19 protein-coding genes and 1 tRNA gene are annotated in these 20,225 nt (G+C 31.9%); 13 read left to right on the top strand and 7 right to left on the bottom strand.

Annotation, left to right across the window (positions count from 1 at the left end; all coding sequences use genetic code 11):
- Positions 1 to 22: 22 nt before the first annotated feature.
- The gene (locus DFQ06_RS08215) at positions 23 to 961 is read right to left on the bottom strand and encodes a sterol desaturase family protein (protein ID WP_133967092.1); all 939 of its coding nucleotides are present in this window, start codon (positions 959 to 961) and stop codon (positions 23 to 25) included.
- A 136-nt stretch (positions 962 to 1,097) separates the two neighbouring features.
- On the bottom strand, positions 1,098 to 2,333 hold the full coding sequence (gene lysA, locus DFQ06_RS08210) for a diaminopimelate decarboxylase (protein ID WP_133967224.1): 1,236 nt from the start codon (positions 2,331 to 2,333) through the stop codon (positions 1,098 to 1,100).
- A gap of 194 nt (positions 2,334 to 2,527) precedes the next feature.
- Here lysA and sucC point away from each other — a divergent pair, with 194 nt between their 5' ends.
- Both sucC and DFQ06_RS08200 read left to right on the top strand, forming a co-directional pair.
- The gene (gene sucC, locus DFQ06_RS08205) at positions 2,528 to 3,718 is read left to right on the top strand and encodes an ADP-forming succinate--CoA ligase subunit beta (protein ID WP_042500186.1); all 1,191 of its coding nucleotides are present in this window, start codon (positions 2,528 to 2,530) and stop codon (positions 3,716 to 3,718) included.
- Positions 3,719 to 3,864: 146 nt separating this feature from the next.
- Positions 3,865 to 4,827 carry a D-2-hydroxyacid dehydrogenase gene (locus DFQ06_RS08200; protein ID WP_133967090.1) on the top strand — a complete coding sequence of 321 codons (963 nt, stop codon included), beginning with the start codon at positions 3,865 to 3,867 and terminating at the stop codon, positions 4,825 to 4,827.
- Between the two features lie 24 nt (positions 4,828 to 4,851).
- Here the strand turns inward: DFQ06_RS08200 and DFQ06_RS08195 are convergent.
- Positions 4,852 to 4,937, bottom strand: a tRNA-Leu gene (locus tag DFQ06_RS08195).
- A 69-nt stretch (positions 4,938 to 5,006) separates the two neighbouring features.
- Positions 5,007 to 5,402, bottom strand: a complete 396-nt coding sequence (locus DFQ06_RS08190) for a hypothetical protein (protein WP_042503288.1) — start codon at positions 5,400 to 5,402, stop codon at positions 5,007 to 5,009.
- Between the two features lie 123 nt (positions 5,403 to 5,525).
- Here DFQ06_RS08190 and DFQ06_RS08185 point away from each other — a divergent pair, with 123 nt between their 5' ends.
- Positions 5,526 to 5,966: an Lrp/AsnC family transcriptional regulator gene (locus DFQ06_RS08185; protein ID WP_042503285.1), complete on the top strand. Its 441-nt coding sequence runs from the start codon at positions 5,526 to 5,528 to the stop codon at positions 5,964 to 5,966.
- A 10-nt stretch (positions 5,967 to 5,976) separates the two neighbouring features.
- On the opposite strand, the gene DFQ06_RS08180 is transcribed toward DFQ06_RS08185, so the two are convergent.
- Entirely contained in the window at positions 5,977 to 6,363 is a 387-nt protein-coding gene (locus DFQ06_RS08180) for a VOC family protein (RefSeq protein WP_042503282.1), read from the bottom strand.
- Positions 6,360 to 7,577, bottom strand: a complete 1,218-nt coding sequence (locus DFQ06_RS08175) for an MDR family MFS transporter (protein WP_133967088.1) — start codon at positions 7,575 to 7,577, stop codon at positions 6,360 to 6,362. The genes DFQ06_RS08180 and DFQ06_RS08175 overlap by 4 nt, the downstream gene beginning before the upstream one ends.
- A 294-nt stretch (positions 7,578 to 7,871) precedes the next feature.
- Between DFQ06_RS08175 and DFQ06_RS08170 the strand changes: the two genes are divergently transcribed.
- On the top strand, positions 7,872 to 8,393 hold the full coding sequence (locus DFQ06_RS08170) for a DUF4252 domain-containing protein (RefSeq protein WP_133967086.1): 522 nt from the start codon (positions 7,872 to 7,874) through the stop codon (positions 8,391 to 8,393).
- 5 nt (positions 8,394 to 8,398) lie between these two features.
- On the top strand, positions 8,399 to 9,004 hold the full coding sequence (locus tag DFQ06_RS08165; RefSeq protein ID WP_133967084.1) for a DUF1684 domain-containing protein: 606 nt from the start codon (positions 8,399 to 8,401) through the stop codon (positions 9,002 to 9,004).
- 56 nt (positions 9,005 to 9,060) lie between these two features.
- Here DFQ06_RS08165 and DFQ06_RS08160 read toward each other — a convergent pair whose 3' ends face one another.
- Positions 9,061 to 10,926, bottom strand: coding sequence for an ABC-F family ATP-binding cassette domain-containing protein (locus tag DFQ06_RS08160; protein WP_042500199.1), 1,866 nt, complete (start codon positions 10,924 to 10,926; stop codon positions 9,061 to 9,063).
- A 105-nt stretch (positions 10,927 to 11,031) separates the two neighbouring features.
- On the opposite strand from DFQ06_RS08160, the gene DFQ06_RS08155 reads away from it, so the two are divergent.
- From DFQ06_RS08155 to DFQ06_RS08120, 8 genes are all read left to right on the top strand, one after another.
- On the top strand, positions 11,032 to 11,823 hold the full coding sequence (locus DFQ06_RS08155; protein WP_133967082.1) for a polysaccharide biosynthesis/export family protein: 792 nt from the start codon (positions 11,032 to 11,034) through the stop codon (positions 11,821 to 11,823).
- Positions 11,824 to 11,826: 3 nt separating this feature from the next.
- Positions 11,827 to 14,262 (top strand): polysaccharide biosynthesis tyrosine autokinase, encoded by a 2,436-nt coding sequence (locus DFQ06_RS08150; protein WP_133967080.1) that lies wholly within the window; start codon positions 11,827 to 11,829, stop codon positions 14,260 to 14,262.
- A gap of 67 nt (positions 14,263 to 14,329) precedes the next feature.
- Positions 14,330 to 15,208, top strand: a complete 879-nt coding sequence (locus tag DFQ06_RS08145) for an ABC transporter permease (RefSeq protein ID WP_133967078.1) — start codon at positions 14,330 to 14,332, stop codon at positions 15,206 to 15,208.
- Positions 15,209 to 15,226: 18 nt separating this feature from the next.
- Entirely contained in the window at positions 15,227 to 16,342 is a 1,116-nt protein-coding gene (gene wecB, locus DFQ06_RS08140; RefSeq protein WP_133967076.1) for a non-hydrolyzing UDP-N-acetylglucosamine 2-epimerase, read from the top strand.
- A complete protein-coding gene (locus DFQ06_RS08135) occupies positions 16,336 to 17,634 on the top strand; it encodes an ABC transporter ATP-binding protein (RefSeq protein WP_133967074.1) in 1,299 nt (432 codons plus the stop codon). Before wecB ends, DFQ06_RS08135 begins: the two co-directional genes overlap by 7 nt.
- Positions 17,635 to 17,702: 68 nt before the next feature.
- Positions 17,703 to 18,470 (top strand): class I SAM-dependent methyltransferase, encoded by a 768-nt coding sequence (locus tag DFQ06_RS08130; RefSeq protein ID WP_159140066.1) that lies wholly within the window; start codon positions 17,703 to 17,705, stop codon positions 18,468 to 18,470.
- A 4-nt stretch (positions 18,471 to 18,474) separates the two neighbouring features.
- On the top strand, positions 18,475 to 19,383 hold the full coding sequence (locus tag DFQ06_RS08125; protein ID WP_133967070.1) for a glycosyltransferase family 2 protein: 909 nt from the start codon (positions 18,475 to 18,477) through the stop codon (positions 19,381 to 19,383).
- A complete protein-coding gene (locus DFQ06_RS08120) occupies positions 19,380 to 20,225 on the top strand; it encodes a glycosyltransferase family 2 protein (RefSeq protein ID WP_133967068.1) in 846 nt (281 codons plus the stop codon). Before DFQ06_RS08125 ends, DFQ06_RS08120 begins: the two co-directional genes overlap by 4 nt.

The following is a 20,225-nucleotide window of genomic DNA, read 5'->3' as shown; positions in this document are numbered from 1 at the left end:
CCAAAAAAACAAAACCTGAAAATTAAATTTTCAGGTTTTGTTTTTTTAATAGTTTTCTTTGTTGCTTAATGGTAAGCGAACTTCCATCATGGCTCCAACCAGGAGCGGCAAATGCATACATAAATTTATGATACCAGTTTTTCGATTTTTTCATATCGTTCCAGATATCTTTGTATTCGTGCGTTAAAATCACCAAAGGATTATATGAGTTTGGTGCATGTGTAACACCGTATTTTATTTCTATATTTTCATCTAGTTCTTTCCAAGTCCCAAATATTTTATCAAAAATATTTAAGAATCCACCGTGGTTTTTATCCATGTATTCAAAGTTTTGAGCATGGTGTACTTGGTGCATGGTGTGTGTGTTCATAAATTTTTCTATAATTCCCATTTTAGGAATATAAACAGAGTGTAATTGAAACTGCCAAAGCGCTTCAATACCTAAACAAACTACTAACATTTCTGGCGGAAAACCAATAGCAACAATCCACATATAGAAAAAAGGTTTGTATAAAATAGTAAACCAACCGTTTCTTACAGCAGTACCTAAATTAAAATTATCTGATGAGTGGTGTACAATGTGAGCGGCCCATAAAAAACGAACGTTATGGTTTTGTCGGTGGAACCAGTAATAACTAAAATCGTCTAGCAATTGGCAAATAATCCAGATGTACCATGCGTATCCAAAAGATTCATAACCCATAATATTGGTGCGTACACCATCTACTATAGGATTGAAAATTTCGTATACATAGTTAAAAAGAACAATAGCTGCTATGGTTTTTGTAAGTGGAGCTAAAACAGCGGAGCCAATCCCCATAGTAAGGCTGGCAGCTAAATCTTTCCAGTTGTATAGTTTCTGACTTCGTTCTTCTTTACGATGCTTACTGTATGAGAGTTCTAATAATATGAGTCCTAAAAAACAAGGAACTCCATATACTAAAGGGTTTGTAAAATCCATTAAAAAATATTTGTTTGTCTCCAAAAATAGCGTGATTTTGCTCGAAAACCTTAATAAAAATAGTTTTTTTGAATAAAAAAATCCGTTTTAAGATAAATTTACCTCAAAACGGATTTAAAATTTTATAAAAAGTAACTTACTTGGCAGCTACAGTTTCTTTTTGTTCAGAAAAATCGACAGCTATTTGATTGTGTAAAATATCATCAAAAGTTTCTCTTTTTCTAATTAAATGTGCTTTTTCATTGTACCATAAAACTTCCGCAGGGCGCAAACGTGAGTTGTAATTGCTCGCCATAGAGAAGCAATAAGCTCCAGCATTTTTAAAGGCTAAAATATCACCTTCATTTATTTCGTTTATTCTTCTGTTATTTCCAAAAGTATCGGTTTCACAAATGTAACCTACCACGGTGTAAAAACGTTCACGACCTTTCAAGTTAGAAATGTTACTAATTTCATGATGCGACCCGTAAAACATTGGGCGGATTAAATGATTGAATCCAGAATCTACCTGTGCAAAAACAGTTGATGTAGTTTGTTTTACAGCATTTACTTGCGCTAAAAAGTAACCCGATTCGCTTACTAAAAATTTACCTGGCTCAAAGGCTAAGGTTAATTCTTTACCGTAATCTTTACAGAAATCGTTAAATCTTTTTGAAAGTTTTTTTCCTAGCTCTTCAATATTAGTTTCTATATCGCCTGGTTTGTAAGGCACTTTAAAACCAGAACCAAAATCGATAAACTCTAAATTATCAAATTGTTTTGCCGTTTCAAACAAAATTTCGCTTGCATAAAGGAATACTTCAATATCTAAAATATCACTTCCCGTATGCATGTGGATACCGTTAATATTCATTTTAGTATTTTCAACAATACGTAAAATGTGTGGTATTTGATGAATTGAAATTCCGAATTTAGAATCAATATGTCCAACAGAAATATTTGCATTTCCACCGGCCATAACATGTGGGTTTATTCTAATACAAACCGGTGTGTTTGGGTGTTTTGCACCAAACTGCTCTAAAATAGAAAGGTTATCAATGTTTATTTTAACACCTAATTTAGCAGCTTCTTCAATTTCGTTTAAAGAAACTCCGTTTGGTGTGAAAATAATTTGCTCAGGCTTAAAACCAGCAGCTAAACCTAATTGCACCTCTTGTATAGAAACGGTATCAATACCAGAACCTAAACTATGTAAAAGCTTTAAAACAGAAATGTTTGATAATGCTTTTACCGCATAATTAAGTTTTAACTTCTTAACATTTTTAAAAGCACTAGTTAAGCGTTTATACTGGTTCTCAATTTTATGACCATCATAAACATATACAGGGCTGCCAAATTCGTTGGCAATTTTAAGCAATTGACTCTCTTGCATGGTTTTTATAATTTTTGTCAAAGATATTTTTTTTGCTTCAATAAAAAATAAATAAAGTAAAAATTATACAAATTAAACATTTTGTTAATTATTTAACACTGAAAAATGGATAAATGATAATTTCCGCATAAAATAATTAGTGTAATTACCAACGATTATTTACATTTGTTGCACTTAAAATTATCAAGCAGATTATGAATTTACACGAATATCAAGGTAAAGAAATATTAAGCAGTTTTGGTGTACGTATCCAACGTGGTATGGTTGCTCAAAATGCACAGGAGGCAGTTGCTGCCGCAAAACAATTAACTGAGGAAACGGGAACAGGCTGGCACGTGATTAAAGCACAGGTTCATGCAGGTGGTCGTGGAAAAGGTGGCGGAGTAAAATTAGCCAAAAACCTTCAAGAAGTTGAAGACATTGCAGGACAAATTATTGGGATGGACTTAGTAACACCTCAAACGTCTGCTGCTGGTAAAAGAGTACACCAGGTTTTAGTTGCTGAAGATGTTTACTATCCAGGTGAAACTGAAACAAGTGAGTTTTATGTATCTGTTTTATTAAATAGAGGTACAGGTCGTAACATGATTATGTATTCTACTGAAGGTGGAATGGATATTGAAACGGTTGCTGAAGAAACTCCACATTTAATTTTTACTGAAGAAATAGATCCAAATACAGGTTTATTACCATTTCAAGCAAGACGCGTAGCATTTAACTTAGGGTTATCTGGTTTAGCGTTTAAAGAAATGACAAAGTTTATCACTAATCTTTATACAGCTTACGTAAAATCTGATTCTTCATTATTTGAAATTAATCCTGTTTTAAAAACAAGTGATAACTTGATAATGGCAGTTGATGCTAAAGTGACTATCGATGATAATGCACTTTACAGACATAAAGATTACTTAGCTTTACGTGATGTACGTGAAGAAAGTGCTATTGAAGTAGAAGCTGGAGAGCTTGGCCTTAACTATGTAGACTTAGACGGTAACGTTGGTTGTATGGTAAATGGTGCTGGTTTAGCAATGGCAACTATGGATTTAATTAAGCAAGCAGGTGGTGAGCCAGCTAACTTTTTAGATGTTGGTGGTACTGCAGATGCGGCACGTGTTGAAGCAGCATTTAAAATTATATTAAAAGATCCAGCAGTAAAAGCTATTTTAATTAACATTTTTGGTGGTATTGTTCGTTGTGATCGTGTTGCTCAAGGTGTTATTGATGCTTATAAAAACATGGGAACTATTAACGTGCCAATTATTGTACGTTTACAAGGTACCAATGCTGATATTGCAAAAGAATTAATTGATAATTCTGGATTGGCAGTAATGAGTGCTACAGAATTTCAAGAAGCTGCAGATAAAGTACAAGAAGTATTGGCTTAAGCTTTTGCTACATTATATATTAAAAAGAGTAACGTTTAGGCGTTACTCTTTTTTTTGTGATATATTTTGAAATAGTTGCTGTTATTGTAATTTTCTTATAGTTTTATAGTTGAATGATTTTTGAAAAGAAATAACAGCAAAAAGATATGAAAATAGTAGTTCTAGACGGTTACACATTAAACCCAGGAGATTTAAGTTGGAAAGCAGTTGAGGCCTTTGGCGATTTAGAAGTGCATGATAGAACAGCTTTTGATCACAATACTATTATTAAACATATAGGTGAAGCTGAAATGGTACTCACCAATAAAACACCTTTACCAAAAGCGGTTTTAGAGAAAGCTCCAAACCTTAAATATATTAGTGTTTTGGCAACAGGATATAATGTTATTGATATTATAGCAGCTAAAGATTTAGGTATCGTGGTGTCTAATGTTCCTGTTTATGGTACACAGGCCGTGGGGCAGTTTACTATGGCGCTTATTTTAGAATTGTGCCATCATGTAGGTGACCATAGCAAAGCCGTTAAAAATGGCGATTGGACAAAGTCTAAAGATTTTTGTTTTTGGAATTCACCACTTATAGAACTTTCAGGTAAAACCTTAGGTATAATAGGTTTTGGAAGAATAGGGCAGGCTACAGCAAAAATGGCGCAAGCTTTTGGATTAAATATTTTGGCTTATAACCGAAGTCAGGATTTACGATTAGAATCGGAAACTTTAAAATATGTTGAATTAAATGAACTTCTTAAACAATCAGATTTTGTGAGTTTGCATTGCCCATTAACTGAAAGCACAGAAGGATTGATAAATTCGGATTCTATTTCAAAAATGAAGGATAGCGCGTTCTTGATAAATACATCGCGAGGTGGTTTAATTGTAGAAGAAGATTTAAAAAATGCTCTTAATAACAATAAACTAGCCGGAGCGGCTGTAGATGTTGTTTCTAGTGAGCCTATAAAAGCAGATAACCCTTTGTTAGAAGCTAAAAATTGTATTATTACGCCACATATTGCTTGGGCATCAAAAGAGGCTAGAGCAAGATTAATGCAAACCACGGCAGATAATATAGGAGCTTTTTTAGAAGGAAAACCAACTCATGTAGTGAGTTAACTATTTAGGTAGAGAGTAATATAGTGCGCACGAGAAGATTCGAACTTCCACATCCTAAAACGGATACTGGCCCCTCAAGCCAGCGCGTCTACCAATTCCGCCACGTGCGCATTTGAGGTTTTAAATCGGGCGTAAATATAATGATGTCTGTGTGAACTAAAAATATAAAAAGCAAATAATTACAAAGTAAGCAACCAACTGCGTTGAAGTTTCTTAAATTTCTTTAACTCACTACGTAGAATAGGTAAAAAGTCTTTCCCGTTACTATTAGATTTTTCTAAGCGGTACGAGTTTTTATAAAGCATATTTGTTAATCGTCTTAAAGATGCAATATGTTTATACTTTCTTTCAGAATAACGCTCTAATTCTACATTTACAATTTCGGGAACAAGTGATACAGATTGCTGAACAATATCTCCTGAAAAATAAATATCGGCATCTTCCGTTCCATCGGCTTTTAAACCCGATAAATCGTGACTTAAATACATAGAAATACGTTGAGATAAAGATAAAATCTCGATGGCTTTTTTATAAACCGGTAATTCCGATAGATTTGATGGGGTATTAGAATTCATTATTTTTTCTCTTCAGCAATTTTATCAAATTTAGCAACAAGAAATTACATTTGTCTTTAGATTTTAAAGTTAAAATGTATATTTGCTTTAAATATTAATTTATTATAGTTAAAATTCTTTTAAATGAAGTTAGATGCGCTTAATGTAAAGATTTTAAAGTGTTTACAGCAAAATGCACGTATGTCTAATGCGGAAATAGGTAGGCAAGTTGGGATTACTTCGCCAGCAGTTTCCGAACGTATTAAAAAAATGGAAGACTTAGGGATTATTGAAGAATATAAAGCCATAGTGTCTCCTTTTGAATTAGGATATCAGCTAAAAGCCATTATTACACTCCGTGCTTTTATGGGGAAATTAAAGCCTTTTTTAGATAAGGTGAAAACGTATGATGAAGTAGTGAATTGCTACCGTATTACGGGCGACGAAAACATTGTAATGGAAGTGGTATTAAAAAACCATAAACATTTAGAAGTTTTCATTGATCAATTGATAAGTTATGGTGAAACTAAAACACAAATTGTACTGTCTCGTGTTGTTAAACAAAAGGGAATTAAGCCGATTTAAATGTTGCAATTTACACTTCGGAAGGTATACGCCAAGCCGGATTTTTTCTGTTTTCTCCAGCATAGAATAAAATAATATTATTGTCATCAGGATCTTTCAAATGTGCTTCACGCCAAAGCCAAGGTTTATCGTTTGGTAATTCAGTGAAAATAATGCCTTTCGTCATAAGTTGTTCAACCCAATCATCTAGATTTTCATCTTCAAAATAAACAGTGATACCGTTTCCTTTAGGTAATTTTTCTACTCGATGTATTGAAAACGTCGCATCACCATCTGGACATTCAAAACGTACATATCTTGGAATGGAATCTACAATAAGCTTCAATCCCAAAATAGTGTAAAACTCTACTGCTTTTTCAACATTAGTAGAAGGTATCGTTATTTGGTTTAAGTTCATGCTAGTCTTTTCTTTTTCTGTGTATTTAAATATCGACTTAAAGAGAATAATAAAAGTACGCAAAAGCCTGCTAACATTGTAAAAATGTACCAAGTATTATTAAAACCTAGATCGTCAACCATGTGCATACCTGCATTGTGTGCAAAAATATGGGCAATTGAAAATGCTATGGAATAGAGTGCCATATATTCACCTTGATTTCCTTTTTTTGCACGATCTAGGGCAAAAGCATTCGAGAAAGGAAACGTGATCATTTCACCTAAACTCATAAATAACATACCAATTATTAATACGCCAGTCCATGAGGTTAGGTTTAAAACCAAGATGCTTATACCAAGCAATATGGTGCCGAAAATCATGAGACCCGATTTTGTAAAATTGGTACTCTCTAACCATTTTATTAATGGCATTTCCAATAGGAAAATAGCAAAACCATTCATACCCAAAAGAATTCCAATATCAAATTCTGTTAAGCGATGGATATCTTTGTAGTATAAGGGCATAGTAGAAAAATACTGTAAAAATACAATGCCAAATAATACCATAGAAACTAAGAATATTAAAAATGCTTTATCATGATATGCAGAGCTTGGGTTTTCATTTTTTACTGTATCTAAGACTCTAGCTTTTTTAGGGTGTAAAACTTTAATAAGTAAACCTGTTGCTAAAATACAAGTTATACCATCGACCCAAAATAAACCACCATAACTTAGAGTTGTAATTATAATACCGCCAACTGCTGGACCTACAGAAAAACCAAGGTTTATAGCAAGTCTAATTAAGGTTACCGATCGCGTTTTGTTCTCAGGTTTGCTGTATGCGCTAAGTGCGACAAACATGGCCGGACGAAACATATCGGCAACGAGCATCACTAAAAATATACCAAAGCAAAAGCTTGCAAAGGTGTTTAGAAATTGAAGCGCAATAAATAAAACGCCGGTTGAAATTAAACTTCTAACCATTACTTTGTAGTAGCCAATTTTATCGGTTAATCGGCCACCAAGCCAAGAACCGACCACAGAGCCAAGACCAAAGGCACTCATAATCCATCCAACATCTTTTAAAGTGAAATCTAGATTTTCGGTGAGATAAAGTGATAAAAACGGTATAACCATTGTGCCAGCTCTATTTATTAAAGTAATAAGAGCGAGCCACCATACTTCGTGCGATAAGCCTTTAAATGTGTTGATGTAGTTGTTAAATAGCGTTTTCATTTTAATTGATTTTTATTGCTTAGTTAGAGCAACTTTTTGAAAAATATAATTTTGATGGAATTTGAAATTTTGGAAAATAAAAAAGTCCGACTGCGAAGTCGGACTTTTAAAATACTGAAAATAATATATGTTTATATCATCACAACATAGAGCAAGCCCAACCTATTCTCTTATAGCGAGAGGTCCATAACTTTCTATAAATAGTGACGTTACTTTGCATTATTGATAATTTATATTGGTCAAATGTATTTAAAATTTTCTTAAGTTGTATTTTTGAAATGAAATAATTTAAAAATGAAGAAAATATACATAGGTTTAAGTTTGTGCTTTTTACTGGTATCTTGTGGTAGTAGTTTTCAAGGGTTTTATAACAATCATAAAGCCGATATGGGAACCACATCTTTTCAAGTTCCTAATTTTATGAAAGCAGTTTTAAGTCAAATTTCACCCGAAGTAAAACATGCTATCGGTAATATATCAGACTTTAAATTTATAAAGTTTGATGCGCTTAGTAAGTTTAAACGCGAGAGTTTAATTGCTGAAATTAATGCCGTAACTAATAGTGGTTATACTGATGTTTTTAGAAAGAATGATGTGGTTAATACGCGTATAATTTCAGTAAAAGAATTAGGCGTAGTGGTAACCGATGCTATTATCTTTAATAGTACAGAAAACGAAACAATAGCTTATTATTTACAAGGGAATTTTGACCCGGAAAAAATTAAATCTCTAGCAGATGAAGATGCTTTTGGCGAATTTTCTAACAGTTTAATACAATCTTATAATACCAATATAAACCCATCTTTTAATCCATAAAAACAATGAAGAATTTAATGTTAATGGCTGTAGTTTTAATGTCTGTTTTAAGTTGCGGGCAAAATAAACGTCCCATTTTAGGGGAAACGGAATTCCAAAAAACAATAAATGCAGAGTATAAAGATGCTTCTACATCACCACTAAAAGACAAAGACAGAAAGGTGTTTGAAAGTTTAGAGTTTTTTAAATTTGATTCTACTTATGTTGTTACAGCTCAATTTAAACGTGTTGAAAATGCCGAATGGTTTAATATGAAAACTACAACAGACCGTGTTTCTAAAGAGCGTGTTTATGGCGTTTTGACTTTTGAATTGAAAGGAGAAACGTTTAGTTTAAATGTTTATCAAGGACAGGAATTAATGATTAAAGAAGGTTTTGAAGATTATCTTTTTCTTCCTTTTTTGGATGAAACTAATGGTTTGGAAAGTTATGGTGGCGGTCGTTATCTCGACATGAAAATCCCAGACTCTAATACCGTAGTTATAGATTTTAATAGCGCCTATAATCCATATTGCGCTTATAATGAGCGTTTTTCTTGCCCGGTTGTACCTCGTGTTAATTATTTAAAAACCCGAGTAGAGGCTGGTGTTAAAGCGTTTAAAAAACACTAATATTTAATTCCCATAAGTTTATTGAGCTTATGGGAATATATAGTTGAATGTGGTTGTTAATCGTCCAGCTTTGCTGAAAGTTCTAACCAACGTTCTTCTTTTTCTTCTATGGTATCAATAATAACTTGAAGTTTTCCGGAAAGTGTGTTTATTTGGTCAGGTGTTAAATCTGGATTGTTAAATTTTGATTCTAATTCCTTTTTATCAAACGTTAAAGACTTTATTTTGCTTTCAATGTTATTTAACTCCTTTTCTTCGTTGTAAGAGAGTTTTTTTGCATCCGTTTTCTTCCAAGCATTTTTTTCTTTTTTATCCTCGGAATCAGCTGCGGAAATAACATCTTGACTGTCCTCGTAAATCCGGTAATCGGTGTAATTCCCTGGGAAATCTTCAATTTCACCTTCGCCTTTAAAAACAAATAAGTGATCGATTACTTTGTCCATAAAGTACCTATCGTGAGTTACTACAATTACGCAACCGGGAAAATCTAAAAGGAAACTTTCTAGTACGTTTAGTGTTACAATGTCTAAATCGTTGGTAGGCTCATCTAGTATTAAAAAGTTTGGGTTTTGAATTAAAATGGTGCATAAGTACAAGCGTTTACGCTCGCCACCACTTAGTTTTTCAACAAAATCGTATTGTTTTTTTCTACTGAATAAAAAGCGTTCTAAAAGTTGTTGTGCAGAAATTTGTTTTCCTTTTTTTAACGGAATGTAATCTCCAAACTCACGAATAACGTCTATAACTTTTTGTTCTGGTTTTATGGTAATTCCGCTTTGAGTATAATAACCAAATTTTACAGTTTCACCTTTGGTAACTTTACCAGAGTCGGGCTGCGCTGTTTGGGTTAATATATTTAGAAATGTTGTTTTTCCTGTTCCGTTTTTTCCGATAATACCGACACGTTCTCCTTTTTGAAACATGTAGTTAAAGTTGTCTAGAATTGTTTTGTCTTTAAAGCTTTTTGATACTTTATGAAATTCTAAAATTTTACTACCCAAACGTTCCATGTTTAGTTCTAATTGAACTTCGTGATCGTTACGGCGTTGGTGTGCACGGTGTTTTATATCTGCAAAATCATTAATTCTAGATTTTGATTTTGTAGTACGTGCTTTTGGTTGACGACGCATCCAAGTAAGCTCTTTTTTGAAAAGTTGTTTAGCTTTGTTGGTTTCTATGGCATCATTTTCTATACGTGCTTCTCTTTTTTCTAGGTAATATGAGTAGTTTCCTTTGTAATTAAAAATCTGACCTTCGTCTAGTTCTACAATTTCATTACAAACACGTTCAAGGAAATACCTGTCGTGCGTTACCATAAAAAGTGTAATATTTTCTTTAGCAAAAAAGGATTCTAACCACTCAATCATTTCTAAATCTAAATGATTTGTTGGTTCATCTAAAATTAGTAAATCCGGTTTATTAATTAATGCATTTGCTAGTGCTAAACGTTTTATTTGTCCACCAGAAAGCACGCTTACTTTTTGAGATAAATCTTCTAATTTAAGTTTAAAAAGTATTTGCTTGTATAGGGTTTCAAAATCCCATGCTTCATGGCGTTCCATAGCATCAAAAGCGACTTGATAAGCGTCTGTATCGTCTGGGTTTAAAAGTGCTTTTTCATAATTCGAAATCACTTTTAAAATTGGGTTTTCACTAGCGAAAATAGTTTCTTCAATTGTTAAGTTTTTATCAAACTTAGGGTCTTGTGATAAAAAAGAAACGGCAATACCTTTTCGGAAAGTTACGCTACCAGAACCTGGTTCGTCATCTCCTGAAAGAATATTTAAAATAGAGGTTTTACCCGTACCATTTTTAGCCACGAAAGCTATTTTTTGATCTTTGTGGACACTGAAAGAAACGTTTTCAAAAAGTGTAAGTTCTCCGTAAGATTTCGATATGTTTTCTACTGTTAAATAATTCAAGTCTATTTGTTTTTTTACAAAGAACGTCTAAAAAACCAAAAAAAAGGGTATAAGTTTTATTCTTCACGGTGAAAAGTTATATTTGTGGTTAATCTATTAGCCTATATGTTAAAACAATTTGCTTTTTTTACTCTTTTCGCAATTACGTTAGTAAGTACTTCTTGTATCACAAATAAAGACGTTGTCTATTTACAAGATAAAGGAACCGTAATTAGTGATTCTTTGCAAATACAAGCATTGGCTAAGCCTTATAGGGTGCAGATTAATGATATTTTGAGTATCGACGTAAAGGCTTTAGATAAAGAATTGGTTGAGATTTTTAACCCAACAACTAATGATATTGGAAATACACAACAAGCACTTTATTTTACTGGATTTACGGTAGATTTACATGGAAATATAGAATTCCCTATTTTAGGAGAAATAAATGTACTCGGTTTTACAGTAGAAGAAATTGAAGATAAGGTAAAACATGAGTTATTACAGCAGTATTTTAAAGAAACGGCTCAAATATTTGTTACTGTAAAACTTGCTGGTTTGAAATACACAACGGTTGGAGAGGTTGTTAGTAAAGGTGTGCAAGTAATTTACCAAGATCGCGTTAATATTATTGAAGCTATTGCAAATGCTGGAGACATTCAGCAAACAGGAGATAGAACAGATGTTTTAATTGTGAGGCAATACCCTGGTGGTCAAAAAATACATCATATAGATTTGACAGATATAGCAGCAATGAAATCTGAGTTTTATTATATACAACCTAATGATATTATTATGGTGAAACCATTAAAGCGTAAATCTTTAGGGGCTGGTGAAACGGCTACGCAAACACTTACTACAATTGCTAGTTTGTTTTCAGTTGTTATTAGTACTTATTTTTTAGTAAAGAATTTGTAAGCTATGGATGATGGATTTGATTTTCAAAACGGACAGAACTTTAATTTTAAAGAGTTTGTTTTTAGGGCTATAAGCTATTGGAAATGGTTGCTACTTGGTCTTTGTATTGCTTTTTATGTCGTTTACCATCAAAATATTAGACGGGAGTTTCCTTATACTCTCGGTGCTTCTGTAACTGTCCAAGATGATAAAAACCCTTTATTTACTGCCAATACAAGTTTAGTATTTAACTACGGAGGTATATCTGGGAAAGTGCAAGAGGTGTTATTAAATTTAACATCAAGAAAACACCATGAGAAAGTTGTAGATAGTCTAAAGCTTTATCTAACATATTTACAACAAGGACGTTTTTATAAAACGGATATTTATAAAGAAACGCCTTTTATGTTTGAAGGTAAAGGTGATAGTTATCAGATTATTGGTCACCCCTTAAAAATTACGCTACTATCAGAAAATAGGTTTCAAGTTTCATATGATTTTGGTGAATTGAATGTTGTGGCAGCTCAAAATTATCGAAATAAAAAGGTTCAATATATAAACTTAAAGGAGAGTGTCTTTTCCGAAGAATATAATTTTGGAGATTATATAGATTTACCTTTTTTGAAAGGTCGCTTATTAAAAAGGAATGAAATGGCGTTAGTGCCTCAATCGGAATATTTTATTCAGTTTAATAATTTTGATAGCACGGTTTCTAGTTTTATTCAATCTTATGCTGTTAGAAATGAAATGAACTCACCTCTTTTGACTATAAGGTTAACTAATAAGAACAAATCTAAAATAGTTGATTACATTAATACATCTGTTTTTATTTTAGATCGCGATCAATTACAACGTAAAAATCAGTATGCAATAAATACCATTGAATTTATTGATAAGCAATTATCTAGAGTGAAAGGGGAGTTGACAAAAAAAGCCGATTCACTTAATGATTTTATGAGGGTTAATAAAATATTTGATATTGAAAGTGAAAGTGCCTTACTGACATCTAAAATTGAAGAATATAAGAGCCAAAAAGACGTGTTGACGGAGCAGCTATTGGCTTTGGATTTATTGAAAAATTATTTAGTTACTAATAATGACTATAGTGCTTTGCAAGTCCCGTCGACCACAGGAGTTTCAGAAGCTAATATAGGAGCGAATGTTTCTAAAATTATTTTGTTATCTGCCGAAAAATCTAAACTAGCCTATTCAGTAAGGGATAATGTGTCTGTTTTTGATGATTTAAATAGGCAAATAGGAGCATTAAAGCAGGTTGTTCTTGAGAATATTGCTTCAGAAAAATTTAATATTCAATCTCAATTAAAGTCTGTCAATTCTAAGATTTATAATTCAGAAAATGAATTTTCTACCATTCCAGAAAGTCAACAAAGACTAAGAGCTATAGAACGGGAATATTTGTTAAGTCAGAGTACATACGATTTGTATTTGGCAAAACGAGGTGAGGCCGATTTAATAAAAGCTTCTAATGTTTCTGATATTGTTCTAATAGAACCAGCAAAAGATACTGGACAAGGAAGAAACGCTGTTAATCTTAATATAAGATATGTTTTTGCTTTTTTCGGAGTGCTAATTCCTCTGTTTTTAGTTGCATTTGTTGTTACCTTTTTTGATAATAAACTTCATGCTCCAGGGGATTTGGAGGATTTAAGCAGTATACCATTATTAGGTGTTATTGGTCAAAATGATACAGCTAATAATTTGGCTGTTTTCAATAAGTCACAATCTGCAATGGCTGAGGCCTTTAGGGCTATACGGTCGAGTTTGCAATTTATGTATAAAAAGCATGATTTGGAAGGGAGTAAAACTGTTTTAATTACATCTTCTATAAGTGGAGAAGGAAAGACTTTTACAGCTATTAACATAGCGTCTGTTTTCGCTTTAAGCGGAAAACGAACTGTATTGGTAGGGTTAGATTTAAGAAAGCCTAGGATTTTTGGTGATTTTGAATTGAAGAATGACATTGGTGTTGTGAATTATTTGATAGGACAAAATTCACTAGAAGATATTGTGCAACAAACAAAAGTTGAAAACTTGGATATTATTACCTCAGGTCCAATACCTCCAAACCCTTCGGAGCTTTTGATTAGTGAAATAATGGATGCGCTCATAGCTGAGTTAAAAGAAAAATATGATTATATAATTTTAGATACACCTCCTGTTGGTTTAGTAGCTGATGCTTTGGAGCTTTTAGAATATGCCGACGCGTCACTTTATGTAGTCCGTCAAGATTATACTCAAAAAGAGATGCTTACCTTGATAAATGAAAAGTATAAAAATGGTGTCGTTAAAAATATTAGTTTCATTTATAACTTTTATAATTTAAAAGGAAAATATGGTTATGGATACGGTTACGGTTATGGGGATTATGCTAACGGATATCACGATGTAGCCGAGAAAAAGTCTTTTTTTAATAAGCTACTTTCTGTTATTAAAAAATAGATTGATATTTACTTTATTATTAAGTGAGTGTGTTTAAAATTATAATTTAAACTTTTAATATATTAATTTGAACTCGACTGTAAAAAATAATGATTGGCTTTATACCATTTCTCCTAAAAGGAAGCTGATAGATCTTAATTTTAAAGAAATTTGGCGCTATCGCGACTTGTTATTTCTATTTGTAAAGCGTGATATTATTACGGTTTACAAGCAAACCATATTAGGTCCTTTATGGTTTTTTATCCAACCCTTATTTACCTCTGTAATATTTACGCTAATCTTTAATAATTTAGCAGCAATTCCTACAGGTAATGGCGTGCCTCCATTTTTGTTTAATCTAGCAGGTATTACTTCTTGGAACTACTTTAGTACTTGTTTAACCGGCACAAGTAATACGTTTAAAGCTAATCAAGGCATTTTTGGTAAAGTATATTTCCCTAGAGTTATTACGCCTTTATCAGTTGTGTTTTCAAACCTATTAAAATTCGGAATTCAATTACTGGTATTTGTACTATTTTACGTCTACTATGTCTTTTTTACGGATCAGGTCGTATTAGCCAGACCACAATTAGCAATGGTGTTATTACCTTGCTTAGTCCTTTTTATGGGGTTATTTGGATTGGGATTTGGAATGTTGCTATCATCATTAACTACAAAATATCGCGATTTAACGTTTTTAGTAAGTTTTGGAGTGCAATTATTAATGTACGGATCAGCAGTAATGTATCCATTGTCTTATTTTAAAGCGCGTGTTCCCGAATATGCTTGGCTTGTAGAGTATAATCCAATGACCACAATTATAGAATTATTTAGGTATATGACTTTAGGAATTGGACAATTTTCTTGGGCTAATTTTATATATGCAGGTGTTATCAGTGTGGTAATTTTCTTGATAGGCCTGATTATTTTTAATAAAACAGAAAAGACTTTTATAGATACGGTTTAGACTAACCATTTTAAAAATATGAACGAGAATAAAAATGTTTTAATTTGTATAGGAACTAGACCTGAAGCTATAAAAATGGCTCCAGTATATTTTCAGTTTTTGAAGTCAGATTATAATACTAAGCTTTGTGTAACTGCGCAACATAGAGGTCTTTTAGATCAGGTATTAGATTTTTTTAAAATGAAACCAGATTTTGATTTAGATTTAATGACGCCTAATCAAACGCTAAATAAATTAAGTTCAAGAATTCTAGAAGGTATTGATATAATATTTACAGAAAACAAAATAGATCTTGTTTTAGTACATGGCGACACTACAACCTCTAGTGTTATTGCTTTAGCAGCATTTAATCGAAAAATTAAAGTTGCACATGTAGAAGCAGGATTAAGAACTTATAATAAGCAATCTCCATTTCCAGAAGAAATGAATAGACAACTAACAGGTAGGTTGGCAGATTTTCATTTTGCTCCAGGAGAAACTGCAAGCTTGAATCTTAAAAAGGAAGGAGTAGCATCAAATAATATTTTAGTTACTGGAAATACTGTTATAGATGCCTTGAAAACCACAAGTGCTATTTTAGATCAAGGTTTTAATAATACTGTTATTCAAGATTTAAAAGAAAAAGTAAATTTTAATAAAAAAATAATCCTTGTTACAGGACATAGAAGAGAAAATTTTGGTGAAGGTTTTGAGTCTATTTGTAATGCTTTAGTCAGAATAGCAAAAGAAAATGATGTGGAACTTATTTTTCCTGTGCATCTCAATCCAAACGTTCAAGAAGTGGTTTATAAACGGCTTTCTAATTTACCAAATGTGCATTTAATAGCGCCTTTAGATTATCCAACGTTTATTTGGATTATGAAGAAATCTCACCTTATTATTTCAGATTCGGGAGGCGTGCAAGAAGAAGCGCCAACTTTTGGAGTACCAGTTTTAGTGACTAGAACCGTTACAGAACGTCAAGAAGGTGTTACAGCAGGTTGTTCTTTTTTAGTAGGGACCAATGAGGTTTTAATAGTTGAGAAAACAAATGAGCTTTTGTCTAAGTCTAAAGCTAATAAAAGCATAAATCCATATGGAGAAGGTGATGCTTCAAGAAAGATTGTTGATTTTTTTAAGAGTAGAACATGGTAGATAGTCAAGATGTAATTTTAAAGGCCCAAAACATCTCTAAGCAATACCGTTTAGGGCTAGTTGGAACAGGTACTATAAGTCATGATTTAAACCGTTGGTGGAATCGTATTAGAGGTAAAGAAGATCCGTATTTAAAAGTAGGCGAAAGTAATGATCGTAGCACTAAAGGTTCTAGTGAATATGTATGGGCGCTTAAGGATATTAATTTTGAAGTTAAACGTGGTGAAGTTTTAGGTATTATAGGTAAAAATGGAGCAGGAAAGTCAACGCTTTTAAAAATACTATCTAAAGTAACAGGTCCAACTACGGGAGAAATAAAAACAAGAGGACGTATAGCGTCGTTACTTGAAGTTGGTACAGGGTTTCATGGCGAGATGACTGGACGAGAAAATATTTTCCTTAATGGTGCTATTTTAGGAATGACCAAAAAGGAAATTACGGCTAAAATAGATGAGATCATTGATTTTTCGGGTTGTCAACGGTATATAGATACACCTGTAAAACGTTATAGTTCTGGGATGACCGTGCGTTTAGCATTTGCAGTAGCAGCCTTTTTAGAACCAGAAATTTTGGTGATTGATGAGGTCTTGGCGGTTGGAGATGCAGAGTTTCAGAAAAAAGCTATTGGTAAAATGCAGGATATCTCAAGAGGAGAAGGTCGGACGGTTTTGTTTGTTAGTCATAATTTAATGGCAGTTCAAGCTTTATGTACAAGAGCTATCGTTTTAGAACATGGTAATATTGTTTTTGAGGGAAATACTAAAGACGGGGTTAGTTTTTATCTTTCTAAAACAAAAAAAATAGCGCGTTTTGAATCTGTATTAAACGAGTCAAATAGACGTTGGAAAACGTCGGGAGAAGTCGAATTAATTAAAATAGTATCAACAGCTAGGGAAGTAAATATACGATCTCAATTAAAATTCGATGTTTTTTTAAAAACGAATAAAAAAATAGAAGGTTTAGTGTCCTTAAGTGGTACAATTTGTAATAAAAAGGATGTTGCTTTAGGTTCCTTTTTTACAAAACCATTTGATATTGATAAAAGTGATAATATGAAAATTGGTTTTAGTATTACAAATCATAATTTAGCAGTTGGAGATTATTATTTAAATATATCAATATCTAAAGGGAGTATTTACACTTCTGATTTAGAGGATTTGGACCATGCATACGAAGCTATTGGTTTTGAAGTCTTGAGTGAAACAAAAAATAACGATTACATTATTAAATGGAACTCTGATTGGGGAGATGTTTTTTTTGACTCTAATATAGAGGGTGTTCGAAACATATAATTTTAAGGATTACTATTTTATATTTATTTAGAATTATGATTAAACAGTTTAAAAAAATACAAACTAAATTGAAAAATGAACTTGTTTGTTTTAAGGATAAGGATCATTTAGAGCTCTATCGATTGGGATTAACTTATTCTAAAGATGAGTTTTATCGAAGAGGTGCAGAAATTAATACCTTAGAGTTAAATAAATCAATTTATAGATATGATATTATTAATCATATTTTAAGTACTTTTAAAAGGCCTACGGTTTATCTAGAAATTGGAGTGAGATACCTTGAAGATAATTTTAATAAAATAGAAGCAAATACAAAGTATAGTGTAGATCCTGGTGTAGAAAACTCAGATAATCCAGTAGATTTTAAAGTAACAAGTGATGTTTTTTTTAATGGTCTAGAGTCTAATAAATTGTTAGATAACAATACTAAATTTGACGTTATTTTTATTGATGGTTTGCATTTGGCAGAACAGGTGGAGCGCGACATAGAAAATGCTCTAAAATTTTTAAATGATGATGGATTTATCGTTTTACACGATTGCAATCCACCAACAGAGTTTCATGCTAGTGAGACTTATGAATACAGACTCTCTCCTTCAAAAGATTTTTGGAACGGTACAACATGGAAAGCATTTTTCAAATACAGACAAAACCCAAACTTATTTAGTTGTTGTATAGATACAGATTGGGGAGTTGGTATAATCTCCCGAAGTAAAAATATTGGTGAGCCTACAAAAATAAAGAATGCTTATTTTGAGTATAAAGTTTTTAGTTCAAATAGAAAAGAAAGTTTAAACTTAATGTCTTTTAACGATTTTAAATTAAGGTTAAAATAATTTTATGAAACTGGCTATAATTATACCTTATTTTAAAATTACTTATTTTAATGATACTTTGCAGTCGTTATCTAATCAGACAAATAAGAACTTTAAAGTTTATATTGGGGATGATGCTAGTCCTGAAGATCCAAAGCAATTATTAGATAAATATAAAACTATTCTAGATTATAAATATCAAAGATTTCGTAGTAATTTAGGTAGTATTTCATTAGTGCAGCAATGGGAAAGATGCATTGCTTTGAGTGAAAGCGAAGAATGGTTAATGATACTTGGTGATGATGATTATTTGGATGAATCTGTAGTAGCTTCTTTTTATGATAATTATAACGTTTTTTCACAATCATCAAATTTATTGAGATATTCATCAAAATTATTGAATACTACAACAAATACAATTTCAAGTGCTTACTTGCATCCAATATGGGAAGATGCCAAGACGTCCTACTATAGAAAAGTAAACTCCTTAACAAGAAGTTCTTTGTCGGAGCATATTTTTAAAAGAGATATTTATAATGAATTTGGATTTAAAAATTTTCCGTTAGCATGGAATAGTGATGATTGTGCTTGGTTAGATTTTTCTAATAACAAGCCTATTTATTCAATCAATGATAGTATAGTTTTTGTTAGGATTTCTGATTTGAATATATCTGGAAAAACAGATAATTTAGAATTAAAACAAAAATCTCAACTTAGTTTTTATAAGTATATTATTACAAAAAAACATAATTTATTCAGTAGAGATGAGCTATTAGTTATTTTAAGAAGGTATGAAATAGGTAAAACTAATATAAAGAAATTATCTGTTTCAGAATGGTTTTTTTTATTTGTTTATTATCTTAAATTTTTTAAAATCAAGCCACTAAAAAAAATGTTTAAACGCTTTTTTAAATCTATAATTAATAAGGCATGAATATTAAAGTTTCAGTAATAGTTCCATGTTATAATCAATCGCAGTTTCTAGACGAGGCACTTACTAGTGTCTATAATCAAACAGCCAAAGATTGGGAATGTATTATAGTTGATGATGGTAGTAAAGACCAAACAAAAGAAGTAGCTAAAACATGGTGTGATAAAGATTCTAGATTTTCATACACATATCAAGAAAATGCTGGTTTAAGCGCAGCTAGAAATAAAGGAATAAATAACGCTAAAGGCATGTATGTTTTGCCATTAGATGCAGATGATAAAATAGCAGACAATTATCTTGCGTTAGCTTTAAATACTTTTAAAACAGATGAAACCGTTAAAGTGGTTTATGCTAATGCAGAAAAGTTTGGAGCAGTATCTGGAAAATGGAATTTAAAAGATTTTTCACTTAGAAATTTGAGTAGAAATAATATGATTTTTTGTTCTGCTTTATTTAGAAAGTCTGATTGGGAACGTATTGGAGGTTACGATGTTAATATGCTTTACGGTTGGGAAGATTGGGAATTATGGATAGCAATGCTTAAAAACGGAGGTGAAGTAGTTAAGTTGCAAAATACTTGTTTTTACTATAGAATAAAAGAAAACTCCATGCTTACAAGCATCGATAGAAATAAAGCAGACTATTTATTAAATCATCTTAATGTAAAGCATGCAGATTTTTTTGTAAAGCACTATGGTACTTTCCAAGATTTAGATAGAGAAATAAAAATGTTGAAAGAAACCCATAAAACACAAATGTCTAGCGAAAAATATGTGATAGATGTTTTTTTTAGTAAATTCTTGGGTTTCTCTGTTTTTGGAAAATATAAAAAGAATAGAAATTAA

The sequence above is a fragment of the Algibacter lectus genome (assembly GCF_004368925.1).
Classification (GTDB): domain Bacteria; phylum Bacteroidota; class Bacteroidia; order Flavobacteriales; family Flavobacteriaceae; genus Algibacter; species Algibacter lectus.
This window is presented reverse-complemented; position numbering and strand designations above follow the sequence as displayed.

Bases quoted from the DNA above. Each gene is read 5' to 3' on its own strand.
- DFQ06_RS08175 (WP_133967088.1), bottom strand. From the start codon at position 7,577: ATGAAAACGCTATTTAACAACTACATCAACACATTTAAAGGCTTATCG.
- DFQ06_RS08120 (WP_133967068.1), top strand. From the start codon at position 19,380: ATGAATATTAAAGTTTCAGTAATAGTTCCATGTTATAATCAATCGCAG.
- DFQ06_RS08180 (WP_042503282.1), bottom strand. From the start codon at position 6,363: ATGAACTTAAACCAAATAACGATACCTTCTACTAATGTTGAAAAAGCA.
- sucC (WP_042500186.1), top strand. From the start codon at position 2,528: ATGAATTTACACGAATATCAAGGTAAAGAAATATTAAGCAGTTTTGGT.
- DFQ06_RS08125 (WP_133967070.1), top strand. From the start codon at position 18,475: ATGAAACTGGCTATAATTATACCTTATTTTAAAATTACTTATTTTAAT.
- lysA (WP_133967224.1), bottom strand. From the start codon at position 2,333: ATGCAAGAGAGTCAATTGCTTAAAATTGCCAACGAATTTGGCAGCCCT.
- DFQ06_RS08135 (WP_133967074.1), top strand. From the start codon at position 16,336: ATGGTAGATAGTCAAGATGTAATTTTAAAGGCCCAAAACATCTCTAAG.
- wecB (WP_133967076.1), top strand. From the start codon at position 15,227: ATGAACGAGAATAAAAATGTTTTAATTTGTATAGGAACTAGACCTGAA.
- DFQ06_RS08215 (WP_133967092.1), bottom strand. From the start codon at position 961: ATGGATTTTACAAACCCTTTAGTATATGGAGTTCCTTGTTTTTTAGGA.
- DFQ06_RS08185 (WP_042503285.1), top strand. From the start codon at position 5,526: ATGAAGTTAGATGCGCTTAATGTAAAGATTTTAAAGTGTTTACAGCAA.
- DFQ06_RS08190 (WP_042503288.1), bottom strand. From the start codon at position 5,402: ATGAATTCTAATACCCCATCAAATCTATCGGAATTACCGGTTTATAAA.
- DFQ06_RS08150 (WP_133967080.1), top strand. From the start codon at position 11,827: ATGGATGATGGATTTGATTTTCAAAACGGACAGAACTTTAATTTTAAA.
- DFQ06_RS08200 (WP_133967090.1), top strand. From the start codon at position 3,865: ATGAAAATAGTAGTTCTAGACGGTTACACATTAAACCCAGGAGATTTA.
- DFQ06_RS08170 (WP_133967086.1), top strand. From the start codon at position 7,872: ATGAAGAAAATATACATAGGTTTAAGTTTGTGCTTTTTACTGGTATCT.
- DFQ06_RS08155 (WP_133967082.1), top strand. From the start codon at position 11,032: ATGTTAAAACAATTTGCTTTTTTTACTCTTTTCGCAATTACGTTAGTA.
- DFQ06_RS08165 (WP_133967084.1), top strand. From the start codon at position 8,399: ATGAAGAATTTAATGTTAATGGCTGTAGTTTTAATGTCTGTTTTAAGT.